Source organism: Streptomyces sp. NPDC086147, assembly GCF_040702165.1.
In the GTDB taxonomy this organism is placed as follows: Bacteria; Actinomycetota; Actinomycetes; order Streptomycetales; family Streptomycetaceae; genus Streptomyces.
Window position 1 is genome coordinate 341,516 of the sequence record NZ_JBFBJO010000005.1, and the last position, 15,468, is coordinate 356,983.

Here is a 15,468-nt window from a genome sequence, read left to right on the forward strand (position 1 = left end):
TTTCGTGATGTCACGGTCTTCCGGGGCGGGGTCTTCTCCCGTCAGTCCTGGCGGCCCAGGTGCGTGGTGAAGCTGAAGCGGTCGCCCCGGTAGAGGGTGCGGACCCGCTCCAGGGGCCGGCCCCCGGTGTCCCGGGAGACGCGGTGGAGCAGCAGCATCGGGAGGGCGGGCGGCGTGCCGATCAGCAGGGCCTCGCGCGGGGTCGCGAGGACGGTCTCGATGCGCTCGTCGGCGTCGCCGAACGCGATGCCGAGCCGGTCGTGGAGGTAGGCGTAGAAGGAGGAGTCCGGGTCGAAGTCGGCGTCCAGGCGCGGGGCGCGGGCCTCGGAGACGTACGTGCTCTCCAGGCCGACCCGCTCGTCGTCGGCGAGCAGCACCCGCTCCATGTGCCAGACGGGCTCGCCGCGTTCGGCACCGACCTCGGGGGCGAGCGCCTCGGGGCAGGGGAAGCGGTCGAGCGAGATCAGGCTGCGGCCGGGGCGGCGGCCCTGGCGGCGCACGCCCTCCGTGTAGCTGGCGAGCGAGAGGGGCTGTTCGAGCTTGGGGCCCGCGACGACCGTGCCCCGGCCCCGGCGGCGCAGCCGCCCCTCCAGGAGGAGTTCGCGGATCGCCTGCCGGACGGTCTCGCGGGACACCTCGTACCGGACGGCGAGGTCGCGCTCGGTGGGCAGTGCCCCGCCCTCCCCCAACTCGTCCACCATCAGCGCGAGTTTCGCCTTGACGGCGTAGTACTTGGGGACGCGCCCGTGCTCGGGGACGCCGGAGCGGACGGGGGCGCCGGGAGTGCTCTGGTAGTTCACCGGGGGATGGTCGCAGACGGGGGTGAACGGGGAGGTGTACGGAGGGTGACGCGGGGGTGGGGAGAGCCTCCGGCGGGGGTGGGTTCCGCTCCTGGGGGCAAGGGTCCGGCTCACGGGGAGCGCGGTTCAGGTACGGCGGTGGCGGCGGCCCGCGCGGACGAGGACGGCGCCGAGCAGGAGCAGGGCGGCGGCGAGGGGGGCGAGGGCGCGGGCCCGGGCGTCCGACGCGCTTCCGGTGTGGGCGAGTTCGGGAGTGCCGGGAGGTGCGATGGCGGGTGCCTCCCCGGACGTCTCCCCGAGCGCGGCCCCGGACGGAGAGGGGCCTGCGGGGGTGGCGGAGGGAGCGGGAGGAGGGGACGCGGGGCGCGCGGGGGGCGTCGCTCCGGTCGGGGCGGCGGATCCGGCCGGCTCCGTCGGCCGCCGGGACGTCCTGGGCGGCTCCGACGGCTTCGGCGGTTTCGTGCTCTCCGTGCGCGTCGGCCGCTCCGTGCCGCTCGGCGGTTCGGCGGGGTCGGCCGGGGCCGTGGTCCCGGGAGGCACGGGGGGACCAGTGGGTACGGGGGGCTCGGCGGGCCCCGGGGGCTCGGCCGGGGTGTCCGGGGCGGGGGGACCGACGGTCAGGCGGTAGTCGCCGGAGTCCCCGATCCACTCCCCGTCCGCACCCCGGCGCTGCACGATCGCCGCGTTGACCACGACCTCGTCGGGGGCCGTCCCCGCGCGGAAGGCGAGGCGTACGGGGACGGTGAGGGTCTCGCCGGCGGGGACGGCGAAGCCGCCGAAGTCGGTGAACACGCCCACGTTCTCGGCCTCCGAGGTCCCTTGGAAGGCCACGGGGTGCCAGCGCGCGGCCCCGGCGTCGTAGAACTCGAAGCGGATCTGCTCCGGCCGGAGGGCCCGGTCGCGGTCGGTGAGGACGAGCACCAGGTGGATGCCGGAGCAGGGCGACCCGGTGGTGTTCGTGAGGTCGAGCCGCCAGTCCCGGAAGGGGCCGCCCGGCGTGTAGCGGGCCGGGCCGCCGTGGATCCGGGTGTCGAGCGGGAAGGCGTCGTCGTCCGGGGTGCCGCAGCCGGGGACGGACGGGTCGGGGGCGGGGATGGCGGGGGGCTGCGGGGCGCCGGGGGGTTCGGGGGCGGCGGGGGCGGGCGCTCCGGGGCCCGGGGCCGTCGCCGCCGGGGCGGGGGTCGCCGTCGTCGTCGCCGGGACGGGGGCCGCGAGCGCGAAGGGGGCCGCCACGGCGGTCGCCACGGTCACGGCGCGGACGCTGCGCAGTCGCAGGGGTGCGGATGCCATGGTGCCGGTGCCTTTGCTGATCGCGGGCAGGGGGACGGCCGCGACGCTGCCAGGCGGGAGGGCGCGGGCCGGGGAGCGACACCGGGGGCTCCTCCGGAAGGACCGGGAATCCGCCCGATCAGCCTACTTTCCGACAATCCGATCAATCGGAGCGAGGGGCGTAGGCATAGGCAGGGGAAGAGGAAGAACAGGACCGACCCGATCACTCCTTCCCGAAGACCGGCGCCAGGATCAGCCACGCCGCCCCCTCCGCCACCGCGTCCCGCTCCGCGACGACGCCCACCGGGGCCGTCAGGCCGAGGCCGGCGAGGACGTCCCGCACCCCGTCCGCGAAGACCTCCGGCGCGGCGAGCACCGCCCGGCCGCCCAGGAGGACCTGGTCGATGTCGAGGAGCCGTACGAGGTTGGCGGCGCCGGTGCCCAGGATCCGCGCGGCCCCGGCCGGTTCGCCGCGCGCGACCTCCGCCAGGCACAGGACCTCCAGGCAGCCGCGCCCGCCGCAGCCGCACGGCGGCCCGTCGAGCTGGACGGTCTGGTGGCCCAGTTCGCCCGCCCCGGTCCTGTCCCCGCGCAGGGGCGCGCCGCCGAGGACGAGGCCGGCGCCGAGGCCCGTACCGAGGTGGACGTAGGCGAAGGAGCCGGGGGCGCCGGGCCGCAGGGCGAGGCCGAGGGCGGCGGCGTTGGTGTCCTTGTCGAGGACGACGGGGAGCCCGAGGCGGCGGGCCAGCTCCTCGCGGACCGGGTGGCCGGCCCACTCGGGGAAGCCCGTGACCCGGCCGGGCACTCCGGCCCGGTGGTCCAGGGGTCCGGGCATGGCGACCCCGGCGCCGAGGACGGTCCGCCCCTCCCCGCCCGCGTCGAGGAGCGCCCGCACCTCCTCCGTCACCGCGTCCAGGACCGGCCCGGCCCCCGCGCCCAGGTCCACCGGGCGGCGGCGGAGGGCCACGGGCGCGCCCGCGAGGTCGGTCAGGAGGACCGTCAGCTCGTCGCGGTCGAGGTGGACGCCGACGGCGTGCGCGGCGGAGGGGACCAGGCACAGAACGGTACGGGGCTTGCCGCCGGTCGAGGCGCGCCGGCCCGCCTCCGCCGCGAGGCCCTCGGCCCGCAGCCGCGCGGTGATCTTGCTGACGGCCTGCGGGGTGAGCCCGGTCCGCTCGGCCAGCTCCAGACGGCTGATCCCGCCCTCCCCCGCCACGCGCAGCAGATCGAGCACGAGCGCGGCGTTGTGGCTGCGCAGCGCGGGTACGTTCACTCCACCCAGGTCTTTCCTCACGCTCCCATTGTCGCCGCCGCTTGCACTTTGGCAACAGCGTTGCTTAAGTGAGGAACATGACTGGCACCGACTCCCCCCGCACCCCCCTCCGCGTCGGACTCGTCGGCTACGGCCTCGCGGGCTCCGTCTTCCACGCCCCGCTGATCGCCGCCTCCGAGGACCTCGTCCTCGCCGCCGTCACCACCGGCAACCCCGAGCGGGCCGCCGAGGCCCGCGCCGCCCACCCGGGCGTACGGGTGGTGGCGAAGCCCGGGGAGCTGTGGGCGCCGGGCGCGGAGGAGCTGGACCTGGTCGTCGTCGCCTCCCCCAACAAGACGCACGTCGAGGTCGCCACGGCCGCCCTGGAGGCGGGCCTCCCGGTCGTCGTGGACAAGCCGCTCGCCGGGACCGCCGCCGAGGCGCGCGGGCTCGCCGCCCTCGCCGAGGAGCGGGGCCTGCTGCTCTCGGTCTTCCAGAACCGCCGCTGGGACAGCGACTTCCGCACCCTGCGCCGCCTCCTGGACGAGGACGCGCTCGGCGAGGTCCAGCGCTTCGAGTCCCGCTTCGAGCGGTGGCGGCCGAAGCCGAAGGGCGGCTGGCGCGAGTCCGGCGCGCCGGAGGAGATCGGCGGGCTCCTGTACGACCTGGGCAGCCACGTCGTGGACCAGGCCCTCGTCCTCTTCGGCCCGGTGGTCTCGGTGTACGCCGAGTCGGACGTGCGCCGGCCGGGCGCCGAGGCCGACGACGACACCTTCCTCGCGCTCACCCACGCGAACGGGGTCCGCTCGCACCTGTACGTGAGCGCCACCACCGCCCAGCTCGGCCCCCGGTTCCGGGTGCTCGGGCGGCGCGCGGGCTTCGTGAAGTACGGACTCGACGCCCAGGAGGCCGCCCTGCGCGACGGGCTGCGGCCCGGAGCCGGCGGCGCGGCCTGGGGCGCGGAGCCGGAGGAGCTGTGGGGCCGGCTCGGCGCGGGCGAGTCGCCGCTGACCGGCGGCGGCGACCCGGTCGAGTCGCTGCCCGGCGACTACCCGGCGTTCTACGCGGCCGTCGCCGCCGCCCTGCGCGGAACCGGCCCGAACCCGGTCACCGCGCACGAGGCCGCCGACGCGCTCGACGTCCTGGAGGCGGCGCGGAAGTCCGCCCGCGAGGGGATCACGGTGGCGCTGTGAGCAGCTCCGAGGTCGTCGAACTGGAGGCCCAGGAGGCCCGGTTGATCCTCCCCCGGTTCACGTACGAGGACGCCTGGGCGCTCGGCACGCTCCTCGTCTCCCTGGCCCGGGAGCGGGAGGCGCCCGTCGCGATCGACGTGCGGCGCGGGGCGCAGCAGCTCTTCCACTGCGCGCTTCCGGGGTCCAGCGCGGACAACGACGCCTGGATCGACCGCAAGCGACGGGTGGTCGAGCGGTACGGCGAGAGCTCGTTCCTGGTCGGGGCCAGGTTCCGGGCCAAGGGGACGACGTTCGAGGCGTCCTCGCGCCTCGACCCCGACCGGTACGCCGCCCATGGCGGTTCGTTCCCGATCGGGGTCGAGGGCGCGGGAGTGATCGGCTCGGTCACGGTCTCGGGGCTGCCGCAGGCCGAGGATCACGCCCTGGTCGTCGAGGCGCTGGAGCGACTGCTCAGTTCGTACGGCGCCGACGCCGGCTGATCATCACGAGGACGCCGCCGCCGAGGGCGAGGACGACCGCGGTGGCGCCCATGACGATCTTCCCGGTACCGGCACCGGTCTCGGAGAGCTCGCCGTTCGGACCGTGGTGGTCGCCGCCGGAGTCGCCGTAGCCACCGGTGGAGCCGTGCCCGCCGGAGCTGCCGGTGCTGCCGGTGCCGCCTGAACTCCCGTGCCCGCCGGAGCCGCCGTGGCCGCCGGACCCGTTGGAGCCGCCGGAGGCGCTGTGCCCGCCGGGCCCTCCGGTACCACCGGAGTCACCGTGCCCGCCGGAGCCGTTGGAACCACCGGTGTCGTCGCCGTACCCGCCGTCACCACCGCCGCTCGTGTGGTCGGTGGGGGTGGGGGTGGGGTCGGTCGGGGTGGGGGTCGGATCCGTGGGGGTGGGAGTGGGATCCGTGGGCGTCGGGGTCGGGTCGGTCGGCGTGGGAGTCGGGGTCGGATCCGTCGGGGTCGGCGTCGGATCCGTGGGAGTCGGAGTGGGGTCCGTCGGGGTCGGCGTCGGATCCGTCGGGGTGGGGGTCGGATCCGTGGGGGTGGGAGTGGGATCCGTGGGCGTCGGGGTCGGGTCGGTCGGTGTGGGAGTCGGGTCCGTGGGCGTCGGTGTGGGAGTCGGATCCGTCGGGGTCGGCGTCGGATCCGTCGGCGTGGGTGTCGGCGTCGGATCCGTGCAGGACGGCAGGTCCCCGTTGAACGGGTAGGCGTGGAACTCCTGACCGCCGCCACCGCTCGCCGCCGAGGTGTGCGTCAGGTTGCCGGTGGTGAAGAAGCGGCCGTTCATGCCGGGCATGGTGACGGTCGCGGTGCTGGCCTGGTTGCCGATCAGGACGCTGCCCGCGAACTGGGCCGTGCCCTCGAACGTCACTGTCGTGGCGTCGGGGAAGTTCCACAGGACCCGCTCGCGCAGGCCGTCCGGAAGCTGGTTGATGTACGTGTCGATCGTGCGGCTGGCGCCGTAGACGTTGACGAGGACGGTCGCGTCGTCCGGGATGCCCGCGAAGGTGATGCCCTGCTGGCCCTCGGCCGCCGTCTCCAGGTCGAAGTCGACGTCGAAGACCTGGAGCGACGAGGCCCCGTCGCCCGTGAAGAGGGTCTCGAAGCCGTTGTTGACGGCGGTGCCGGTCGTGGCGCGGTGGGCGCCGCCGACGTAGGCGTAGCACTGGCTCGCGTCGGTGAGCTGGTCGCGGAGGGCGGCGTACGGCGCGGCGGCCGCGTCGTCCTGGACGGCGTCCGGGATCACGGTGCCGGAGAGGGTGCCTCCGTACCGTGTGACGCCGGTGACCGTGCCCTCCTCGGTCACCACGCGCTGGCCCGCGGCGACCGTCAGGTTCTCGCCGACCGTGAAGAAGTCGGTGCCGTTGTCGGGCGGGACTCGGGAGCCGACCGCGACCCCGACGTTGTAGACCCCGGAAGCGTCCGCACGCTTGTTCATGTCGAAGTCGCCGAGGACCACGACCTTGCCCTCGGCCTCGGCCGCGGCTTCGCGGACGAGGAGGTCGCTGCCGACGAAGACGTTGATGTTGTTGTCGCGGTACACGACGGGGCCGTTGCCGGGCTCCGGGTACACGGCGGGGCAGTTGCCCGGCAGGCAGGGCCCGAGGCCGCCCGGGAGGGGGTCGGCGTGGCCGCTGACGGCCAGGGTGCCGACGAGGGCGGTGGCCGCGACCGTGGACGCGGCGATGAGGGCGAGGCGACGCCTGTCCCGCCCCCGCGTGGGGGAGATTCGTTCCATATCGGGCAATATGCAAAATGCGCATGAAAATGGCGACGCCCCACGCGGGGCGCCGCCCATTTCACAACGGAAGGGCCCAGGCAGGAGCCCTCCCCGACGGCCTCACAGCCCGCCGCCGGTACGGACACATCACCCGTACGGCCCCGCCGCCCTCAGGCCCTCGCGGCCTCAGGCGCCCTTGAGCTCCTGGCGCTGCCGCCCGAGCCCCTCGACCTCCAGCTCGACCACGTCGCCGGGCCGCAGGTACGGCTTGGGCTCCGGCTGCCCCATGGCGACGCCGGCGGGCGTGCCCGTGTTGATGACGTCGCCCGGGTAGAGGGTCATGAACCGGCTGACGTACCGGACGACCTCCGCGACCGGGAAGATCTGGTCGGAGGTGTGGCCGTCCTGCTTCAGCTCGCCGTTGACCCAGAGCCGGAGGGAGAGCGCCTGCGGGTCGGGCACCTCGTCGGCGGTGACGAGCCAGGGGCCGAGCGGGTTGAAGGTCTCGCAGTTCTTGCCCTTGTCCCAGGTGCCGCCGCGCTCGATCTGGAACTCGCGCTCGGAGACGTCGTGGGCGACCGCGTACCCGGCGACGTGGGCGAGGGCCTGCTCGTCGGTCTCCAGGTAGCGGGCGGTGCGGCCGATGACGATGGCCAGCTCCACCTCCCAGTCGGTCTTCACCGAGCCGCGCGGTACGAGGACGGTGTCGTCCGGGCCGACGACGGTGTCGGCGGCCTTGAGGAAGACGACGGGCTCGGCGGGGGTGGCCTGGCCGGTCTCGGCGGCGTGCCCGTGGTAGTTGAGGCCGATGCACACGACCTTGCCGATCCGGCCGACGGGCGGGCCGACGCGCAGCCCGGTGGCGTCGAGCGGGGGCAGCACCCCGGCGCCGGCCGCGGCGCGGATCCGGTCGAGGGCCCCGGCGTCGGCGAGCAGGTTGCCGTCGACGTCATCGACGAGGGCGGAGAGGTCGCGGAGGGTTCCGCCCTGGTCGAGGAGGGCGGGACGCTCGGCTCCGGGCGGGCCGACACGCAGCAGCTTCATGGTCTTCTCCCTGTGGTCGAGGCGGGCCCGGGAGGGCCCTGGGGTACCCCGGCCGATGGAGTGCGGCCATCGGAGGATTGGTCGATCCTCCAAGAGAACGGGCCGCTCTGCAAGACCCCGCCCACGCAGTGGACCCTTACGCGCGAGTAGCAACGGCGTCGCCGGCCGCCTCCTCCTTCGGCGTACGGAAGAGGAAGGCCCGTTCGACGACGGTCCAGGCGGTGCTGGTGACGACGTAGAGGGCGGCGGCGAGCGGGACGACGGCGACCGTGATCAGGGTGGCGAAGGAGAGCAGCGGCATCACCTTGGTGATCGCGCCGGCGCCGGGGGTGGGCTGCCCGAGGTCGAGGGGCTGGGCGGCGAGCTGCCGCTTGGTGTGGCGGTAGCCGAAGGCGGCGACGGCGGCGACGATCGCGAACAGGACGAGGTAGACCAGCCCGGCCGGACCGAACGGGCCGCCGTGGGAGAGGGCGTCGGCCCAGCGGTCGCCGAGCGGGGCGGCGAAGAGGGTGTGCCCGGCCATCCGGTCGCCGGCGAACAGGTGGTACATCAGGAGGAAGGCGGGGGCCTGGAGCAGGCTGGGCATGATGCCGGCGAAGGGGGAGACCTTCTCCTTCGCGTGCAGGTCGAGCATCGCCTTCTTGAGCCGCTCGGGGTTCTTGGCGTGCTTCTTGCGGAGCGCGGCGAGCTGCGGGGCGATGCGGGTGCGGGCCTTCTGGCCGCGGGCGGCGGCCCGGGAGAGCGGGTGGACGGCGAGCCGTACGAGCGCGGTGAAGAGGACGATCGCGGCGGCGGTGGCGGTGGTGGCGAAGAGCGGCTGGAGCAGCTCGGCGAGCCGCTCGACCAGGGCGGCGAAAAGGGACATGAGGTCGGACATGGGGGAGCCCTCCGTGGGGTCTCGTCGTGCCGGGGAGAGGTGCGTTTCTCGGCATGACGGATCCGCGCGAGGGGTTCCGAGGGGGTGTCCGGGAGCTCCCTACGCGGCCGTCGGGAGGGGACGGCCGGGAGCCCGGGGTCTGCGGCGGCCCGCGGCGTCGGGGTCGCGCTGCGGCAGGAAGGCGGTGCGCCGTTCGCGGTCGCGCATGGCGGTGCGTACGGCGGTGGGCGGCACGGCCGGAGCCGTACGGGCGCCGGACAGGGCGTGGAAGAGGCTGGCCGCGGCGAGGGCGACGGCGGCGGAGACACCGGCTCCGGCGAGGGCGCCGGCCCCGTCGGACAGGAGCAGTCCGGTGAGGGCGAGCAGGAAGAGCAGCAGTGCGACGACCCGTGGGGCCGGGGTCATGCCCGTCATGCCGTCACCTCCTCCGTACCGCCGGTTCCTCTCGGTGAAGACGCACGGCGGGACGGGGAAGTTCCCCTGTCCCACCCCTCGATCTAGGCGGTCTCCAGGGGTACGAGGAGGCGCCGGGGTCGCAGCAGGGCGCGGCCGACGGGGTCGGCGGGGTCCGGGTCGAGCCCGGCGCCGGGCCGCATCTCGACGTCGGCGGGCGGAACGGGGAGGCGGCAGGCGGGGCATTCGCCGTGCGGGCCGAGCTCGGTGCCGCAGCCGGCGTGGTGGAAGTGGCGCATCGGCAGGGTGCCGGGGAGCTCGGTCCGGGCCCAGGAGCCGAGCGACCACAGGACGGGCCAGAGGGCGAGGCCGCGCCCGGTGAGGACGTACTCGTCGCGCGGGGGCGACTCCCGGTAGCGGCGCCGTTCGAGGACGCCGACCTCGACGAGGGCCTGGAGGCGGGCGGCGAGGACGGCGCGGGGGGCGCCGAGGTGGGCGAGGAAGTCGCCGTAGCGGCGGACGCCGTAGAAGGCGTCGCGCACGACGAGGAGGGTCCAGCGCTCGCCGACCACTTCGAGGGCGCGGGCGATGGAGCACTGCTGCTGGGCGTAGTCCTTGCCGAGGGCCATGGGATCCATCGTACCGAAGAGGGTTCACTGAACGAACCGACCTGATACGTTGAGTTCGTTCACCGAACCGACCGATCGGCCGACAGGTGGAGGCCCGCCGTGCCCCGACGAACACCCCTGGTCCGTCCCCGCACCTCCGCCCCGCCTCCCGAGGGGCACCCGGGCGGCGCCACGCTCGCCGTGACGGCGACCGCGACCGCCGTCGCGCTGATGAACTACACGGCGCCGATGCCCACCCTCCCCGCCGTGGCGGCCGCCCTCGGAACTTCCCCCTCCGCCCACGCCTGGCTGCTCAACGGCACTCCGCTCGGTCTCGCCGCGTTCCTCCTGGTGGCCGGCGGCCTGGCCGACGCGTACGGGCGGCGCCGGGTCTTCCTCCTCGGCACGCTCGCCCTCGGCCTCACCACCGCGCTCGGCGCCCTCGCGGACTCCACGCCCGCCTTCACGGCGGCCCGGATCGCCCAGGGCGCGGCGAGCGCGGCCGTCCTCGCGGGCAGCCTGGGCCTGCTCGCCCAGGCGTACCCGGCGGGCCGGGACCGGATCAGGGCGACGGGCGTGTGGGGCGCGTCGGTGAGCGGCGGCATCGCCCTCGGCCCCCTGCTCGCGGGCGCGCTGGGCCTGGTGGACTGGCGGCTGGCGTACGGAGCGCTCGGGGCGGCGGCGCTGGTGACGACGGCGGCGGGAGCGCGCTGGCTGCCGGGGCCGACGAAGGCCCGGAGCGGAACGGGAACGCCTCCGGAGCCGACGACGGCCCCGAACAGAACCGGAGCACCCCGCCCGGACGTCACGGGGGCGGTGACCCTCGGCCTGGCCCTGTCGGCGCTGCTCACGGCGCTCACCCTGGGCAGGGACGGCTGGCTGCGCCTCCCGGTGGGCCTCCTGCTCCTGGCCTCGGCGGCCCTGACGGCCCTGTTCGCGTGGGTGGAGACCCGGCGGAAGAACCCCATGATCGACCTGGCGCTGCTGCGGCGGCCGGCGTTCCTGACGTCGACGCTCGGGGCGCTCTTCACGGGCCTGGCGGTGATCGGCCTGTTCAGCGTGGTGCCGGCGCTGCTCCAGGCCGGCACGGGGATGTCGCCACTGGATACGGCCTGGCTGTTCCTCCTCTGGTCGGGAACGGCCTTCGTGGCGGCCCTCCAGACCCGCCGCCTGGCGGCCCGGCTCTCCGCCGCGCACCAACTGACCCTGGGGTTCGTCCTGTCGGCGGCGGGCGTACTGACGTTCCTGGGGGCGCTGGAAGGCCACGCGGGCGCGTGGCGCCTCCTCCCGGGCCTGCTGGTGGCAGGCGCGGGCAGCGGCCTCCTGAACGCGGCGCTCCCCCGGCTCGCGGTCGACTCCGTACCGCCGGAGCGGGCGGCGATGGGCTCGGGCGCCAACAACACCGCCCGCTACATCGGCTCCTCGGCGGGGGTGGCCCTGACGCTCGCCCTGGCGACGGCGGGCCCGGACGCGGCCCTGGCGGCGTCGGCGGCGCTGGCGCTGACGGGGGCGGCACTGACGCTCGTACTGGCGCGGTGCTGACGCTCGTGCCGGCGGGGAAAGAGAGATCGCCCACTCCCTCCGGACGAGTACCGGCCGAAGACCCGAAACCCCGCAGGTGAGACCGGCGGCCCTCGCGCCGCCCCGCCCCCGGAGGCACGACGGGACCCGCCGTGCCAACTCTCCGGGGCCGCACAGCAGTACGGTGGGCTGCATGCGCCCCGACACGCCTGCAGCCCACACCACCGAAGCCGAGCGCCTGCTGCGCACCGCCGCGCAGTACCCGGGTGACCGGGAGCCCCTGTACCTCCGGGCGGCGGCCCACCTGGAGCTGGCGGGCGACCGCCCGGGCGCGACGGCCCTCTACGACGACCTCCTGTCGTCCGAGCCCGTGGACCCGAACCTGATCAGGGCGCTGAAGGCGGCGAACCTGTGGGAGTACGGGCACGAGGCCGAGGCGCGGGCGATCATCGAGGGCCTCCGGGGCGCCCGTCCGTCGGAGGCGGCACCGTGGGAGATCGCGGCGGAGACGCTGGAGGCCCACGACGAGCTGGAGGAGGCGGAGTCGACCCTGACGGAGGCGGCGAGACTCCTGCTGACCACCCCGGACGACCTCCCCCACGCGACCCGCTCCCTGATCACGACCCGGCACCGGGTCCGCCGCATGCTGGCGCTGCCGCACGACGACTGGGACGCCCTGGCGGACCGGCTGCACGCGGGGGCGGTCCCGCTGGACGAGCTGCACGACCCGAAGCGCCTCTGGTCCCTGGGCTCGGAGGACCCGGCGGAGCTGCGGGCGGAGATCGCCCGCCTCCGCTCCGAACTGGGCACCTACCGCACGGCCCTCTCCCGCCCCTTCCCGGTCGCGGTCCTCCACTGGCCGGAACCGGAACTGGACGAGCTCCTCGCGGCCTACCCGGAGCTGGAGGCCGAGTACCCCACCTACACGGCCCACCTCACCGACATCGAGGCCTCCCTCCGCGAACTCGCCCAGGCCGGCACCCCCAACCTCGGCATCGTCCGCGCCACGGTCCCCTCCTACGAGGCCTTCGCCGCCTCGGAATCCACCCGCCCCTCGAACGCGGACCTCCTCCCCCAGTACGCCACCACCCTGGCGGCCCGGGGCCGAGCCACGGCGTGGCCGCCGGCTCGGGGGGCGGAGTGCTGGTGCGGGTCGGGGGAGACGTACGGGAAGTGTCACGGGTCGGAGTGATGTCCGGCCGGTCCGACAGAATGCGGGTGTGACCGAAGCCGTTCCGTCCTCTCCCGCAGTCTCGGCCCGCATGAGCCGCCAGGGCTCCCGCGACACCGCCCAGGAACTGGCGGTACGCCGGCTGCTGCACGCCTCCGGCCTGCGCTACCGCGTCAACGTCCCGGTCCCGGGCATGTCCCGCCGCACGATCGACATCGTCTTCGGCCCGGCCAAGGTCGCCGTCTTCCTGGACGGCTGCTTCTGGCACGGCTGCCCCCTACACGCTACGCAGCCGAAGTCCAACGCCGAGTGGTGGCGCGCGAAACTCGACAAGAACATGGCCCGCGACCGCGAGACGACGACCCACCTCGAAACCCTGGGGTGGACGGTCCTGCGGTTCTGGGAGCACGCGTCGACGGAGGAGATCTCGGCGACGGTGCGCGCGGCGGTGGACCGGAAGAAGAGCGAGCGGATCCAGGCGGGACGGAAAACACTCGTACAGGACCCCCGAGGGAACGGGCGGGCGACGGATGCCTGATCGACTCCGCTTCGTGGACGTCTGCTCCGGTGCCGGCGGGCTGGCGTCGGGACTGGAGGAAGCGGGTTTCTCCCCCGTACTCCTTCTCGACAACAAACCCCAGGCGCGCGAGACGCTCCTGGCCAACAGGCCGCACTGGAACGTAATCTGCGAGGATCTCGTTCAGTTCCTCCCGGACGAGCACCCGGAGACCCTCGACGTCGATCTCCTGTCGGCCGGCCTGCCGCGGGTGAAGGCCTCGGCCGCCGTGGGGCGTGCTCACAGCGATCAAGAACTGCGGCTTCTCACCGCCACGATCCTTCTGCTCCACTCGATCCGGCCGCGTGCCCTCCTGCTGGAGAATCTGCCCGCGCTGATCGACTCCCCGGCCTATGCGGGCATCCGGAAGTTCGTCGAGGCCGAGCTGACCCACCTCGGCTACCGCTTCCACTGGTTCGTACTGAACGCGGCAAACTTCGGTGTGCCCCAGGAACGCAGGCAGGGCATCCTCGTGGCGCTCAAGGAGCGGTGGTTCCACGCTTTCGTCCCGCCGGAGCCGACCGTGGACGAGTACGTTCCGGTCGGTCGGGTACTCCTTCCCTCCATGAGGTCCCGGGGCTGGCGCGACGCCGAGGCCTGGGCGGCCCAGGCCTCGGCCGTGGCGCCCACTCTGGTCGGAGGATCGGAAAATCGTGGCGGCGCCGACCTCGGACCGTCCGGCACGAAGCGTGCCTGGGCCCGTATGGGGGTGAACGCCGGATCGCTGGCGGACGAGGTGCCGGGGCCGGAGTACGCATGGCCCCGCTCGGACGACCCGGCGCTGATGGTGAAGATCACGGTGGACCAGGCGGCCCTCCTGCAGTCGTTCCCCCCGGACTGGCGCATCATGGGGCGGAAGACGGCCCGATACCGACAGATCGGCCACGCCACTCCTCCGCCGGTGGGTCGGGCGCTCGGCGCGTCCATAGCCACCGCTCTGGGCGTTGTCCACAGCCCCTAGACAAGACGTCCTGTACACCCCTGTGCGCCGGCTAGACTTCAGGCCCATGAGCCACATCGATACGGAAGACTCCTCACCTGCGGATTTCCACATCCTGGACCTCTTCGCGGGCCCGGGGGGACTGGATGTGGCAGCAGACGCGCTGGGGTACCGGGTGACCGGTATCGAATGGGACGCGGGGGCATGCGCCACTCGTGGCGCGGCGGGAATGGACACCTTCCACGGAGACGTCCGCAAGTACCGTGCCGCCTTCTTTCCACGCGCCCAGGTACTGACCGGAGGGCCCCCCTGCCAGACCTTCACCGTCGCCGGGCACGGCGCGGGTCGTAGGGCGCTGGACCAGGTGCTGGATTACGTCGGAGAGCTGCACCGGGTCCTGCGCGAGACCGAGGAGCAGCCCGGCGATCCACAGGCCTGGCTGCGGATCTTCCGGACCTGGCGGGGCATCCACGAGGAACTGAGGCGCAAGGAACTCGAGGCCGAAGCGATCAGGCACGAGAAGCGCAACCTGGAACAGCGCAGGACCGAGGCGCGCAAGTCCATGAAGGGCCGCCTGGAGCGACAGGGGGCCTCGGCGAAGGAGATCAGGGAGTTCCTGAAGGGGCTCAAGAAACCGCGGACCATCGTGCTCGTGGACGACGAGCTCCAGGACCTGCTCAAGGTCTTCGTCGGTCTGGACGACAAGCTTGCCGAGCTGAAGGACCGGCTGGAGGAACTGGGCGACGAGCGGACGGGGCTCGTCCTGCAGCCGCTGTGGTGGGTGATCGAGCGGAGCAGGCGGCCCGGATCGGAGCCGTACGAGGCCGTCGTCCTGGAACAGGTGCCGGCGGTGATGCCGGTGTGGAAGCGGTACGTCGAGGTTCTGTCCTCCCTCGGCTACCGAACCACGACACAACTCATGCACACAGAGGCTTTCGGCGTTCCCCAAACCCGACGGCGTGCTGTGCTGATGGCCCGCTTCGATCGGTCCGACCTCCCGGAGGGCCCCGGGCCCGGACTCCTCTGGCCTGTGCCCGAGACGCACGAGCTCTACCACCGGAGGGGGACGTTCACCCGCCTGCCGAAGGCGAATCGGTCGGACACCCTGTTCTCGGAGAAGCCGGAGCACTGGATCTCCATGGAGGCCGCCCTCGAGCGCGCGGAGAAGCACTCGGTCAAGGTGCGCCGTCGCCCTCCTTTCAGCGTCGTCTCCAACTACGGAACCGGAGGCGTGCCGGAGGCACGTGGCCGGCGTGACCACGATGATCCCTCCGCCACGATCACGGGGAAGGTGTCGCGCAACCGTGTGGTCCACAAGGAGACCGACAAGGACCTCGAAGACGGCCTCGGACGTTTCAACAGTGCCGAGGCGGGGGCGCTCCAGACGTTTCCCGCGACGTACCCCTGGAGCGGGAACGACATCTCGCAGCAGATCGGCAACGCGGTTCCTCCCCGGCTCGCCCTGCACGTGCTGCTGCACGTACTGGAACCCGAGCTGGACGAGAAGGAGGCCGAGGCCAGGCTGGAACGGGGAATCGAGGAACTGGAGGCCTGGGAGCCCAAGGAAACGGTGGAACCCTTGAGGCACCGCGGCCTCAAGGGCCACCCGCTCACCGGCAGATGACCCTTCCGC

The 15,468-nt window shown here is 73.9% G+C and carries 15 protein-coding genes; 7 read left to right on the top strand and 8 right to left on the bottom strand.

The window, feature by feature from the left end:
• Positions 1–41 precede the first annotated feature (41 nt).
• From AB0398_RS14660 to AB0398_RS14670, 3 genes are all read right to left on the bottom strand, one after another.
• Positions 42–800 (bottom strand): GntR family transcriptional regulator, encoded by a 759-nt coding sequence (locus tag AB0398_RS14660; protein WP_366375001.1) that lies wholly within the window; start codon positions 798–800, stop codon positions 42–44.
• Positions 801–926: 126 nt separating this feature from the next.
• Positions 927–2,090: a hypothetical protein gene (locus tag AB0398_RS14665; RefSeq protein WP_366375003.1), complete on the bottom strand. Its 1,164-nt coding sequence runs from the start codon at positions 2,088–2,090 to the stop codon at positions 927–929.
• Positions 2,091–2,292: 202 nt separating this feature from the next.
• Positions 2,293–3,363 carry an ROK family transcriptional regulator gene (locus AB0398_RS14670; protein WP_366375005.1) on the bottom strand — a complete coding sequence of 357 codons (1,071 nt, stop codon included), beginning with the start codon at positions 3,361–3,363 and terminating at the stop codon, positions 2,293–2,295.
• 56 nt (positions 3,364–3,419) lie between these two features.
• On the opposite strand from AB0398_RS14670, the gene AB0398_RS14675 reads away from it, so the two are divergent.
• Together AB0398_RS14675 and AB0398_RS14680 are read left to right on the top strand one after the other, a co-directional pair.
• Positions 3,420–4,514, top strand: a complete 1,095-nt coding sequence (locus tag AB0398_RS14675) for a Gfo/Idh/MocA family oxidoreductase (RefSeq protein WP_366375007.1) — start codon at positions 3,420–3,422, stop codon at positions 4,512–4,514.
• On the top strand, positions 4,511–4,993 hold the full coding sequence (locus AB0398_RS14680; RefSeq protein ID WP_366375009.1) for a heme-degrading domain-containing protein: 483 nt from the start codon (positions 4,511–4,513) through the stop codon (positions 4,991–4,993). Before AB0398_RS14675 ends, AB0398_RS14680 begins: the two co-directional genes overlap by 4 nt.
• Here AB0398_RS14680 and AB0398_RS14685 read toward each other — a convergent pair.
• The 5 genes from AB0398_RS14685 to AB0398_RS14705 all read right to left on the bottom strand — a co-directional run bounded on the left by AB0398_RS14685 (position 4,965) and on the right by AB0398_RS14705 (position 9,668).
• Entirely contained in the window at positions 4,965–6,743 is a 1,779-nt protein-coding gene (locus AB0398_RS14685; RefSeq protein ID WP_366375011.1) for a choice-of-anchor A family protein, read from the bottom strand. The two genes, AB0398_RS14680 and AB0398_RS14685, sit on opposite strands and share 29 nt — an antisense overlap.
• Positions 6,744–6,911: 168 nt before the next feature.
• The gene (locus tag AB0398_RS14690; protein WP_366375013.1) at positions 6,912–7,769 is read right to left on the bottom strand and encodes a fumarylacetoacetate hydrolase family protein; all 858 of its coding nucleotides are present in this window, start codon (positions 7,767–7,769) and stop codon (positions 6,912–6,914) included.
• A 136-nt stretch (positions 7,770–7,905) separates the two neighbouring features.
• A complete protein-coding gene (gene yidC / locus AB0398_RS14695) occupies positions 7,906–8,646 on the bottom strand; it encodes a membrane protein insertase YidC (RefSeq protein ID WP_366375015.1) in 741 nt (246 codons plus the stop codon).
• Positions 8,647–8,745: 99 nt separating this feature from the next.
• Positions 8,746–9,060: a DUF6412 domain-containing protein gene (locus tag AB0398_RS14700; protein WP_366375017.1), complete on the bottom strand. Its 315-nt coding sequence runs from the start codon at positions 9,058–9,060 to the stop codon at positions 8,746–8,748.
• 83 nt (positions 9,061–9,143) lie between these two features.
• Entirely contained in the window at positions 9,144–9,668 is a 525-nt protein-coding gene (locus tag AB0398_RS14705; protein ID WP_366375019.1) for a helix-turn-helix domain-containing protein, read from the bottom strand.
• A 117-nt stretch (positions 9,669–9,785) separates the two neighbouring features.
• Here AB0398_RS14705 and AB0398_RS14710 point away from each other — a divergent pair, with 117 nt between their 5' ends.
• The 5 genes from AB0398_RS14710 to AB0398_RS14730 all read left to right on the top strand — a co-directional run bounded on the left by AB0398_RS14710 (position 9,786) and on the right by AB0398_RS14730 (position 15,459).
• Positions 9,786–11,189: an MFS transporter gene (locus tag AB0398_RS14710; RefSeq protein WP_366375242.1), complete on the top strand. Its 1,404-nt coding sequence runs from the start codon at positions 9,786–9,788 to the stop codon at positions 11,187–11,189.
• Between the two features lie 172 nt (positions 11,190–11,361).
• On the top strand, positions 11,362–12,360 hold the full coding sequence (locus tag AB0398_RS14715) for an SEC-C domain-containing protein (RefSeq protein WP_366375021.1): 999 nt from the start codon (positions 11,362–11,364) through the stop codon (positions 12,358–12,360).
• Between the two features lie 70 nt (positions 12,361–12,430).
• Entirely contained in the window at positions 12,431–12,877 is a 447-nt protein-coding gene (locus AB0398_RS14720) for a very short patch repair endonuclease (protein WP_366375244.1), read from the top strand.
• Entirely contained in the window at positions 12,870–13,856 is a 987-nt protein-coding gene (locus AB0398_RS14725) for a DNA cytosine methyltransferase (RefSeq protein ID WP_366375022.1), read from the top strand. The genes AB0398_RS14720 and AB0398_RS14725 overlap by 8 nt, the downstream gene beginning before the upstream one ends.
• Positions 13,840–15,459: a DNA cytosine methyltransferase gene (locus tag AB0398_RS14730; protein ID WP_366375023.1), complete on the top strand. Its 1,620-nt coding sequence runs from the start codon at positions 13,840–13,842 to the stop codon at positions 15,457–15,459. Before AB0398_RS14725 ends, AB0398_RS14730 begins: the two co-directional genes overlap by 17 nt.
• The last annotated feature ends 9 nt before the right edge of the window (positions 15,460–15,468 follow it).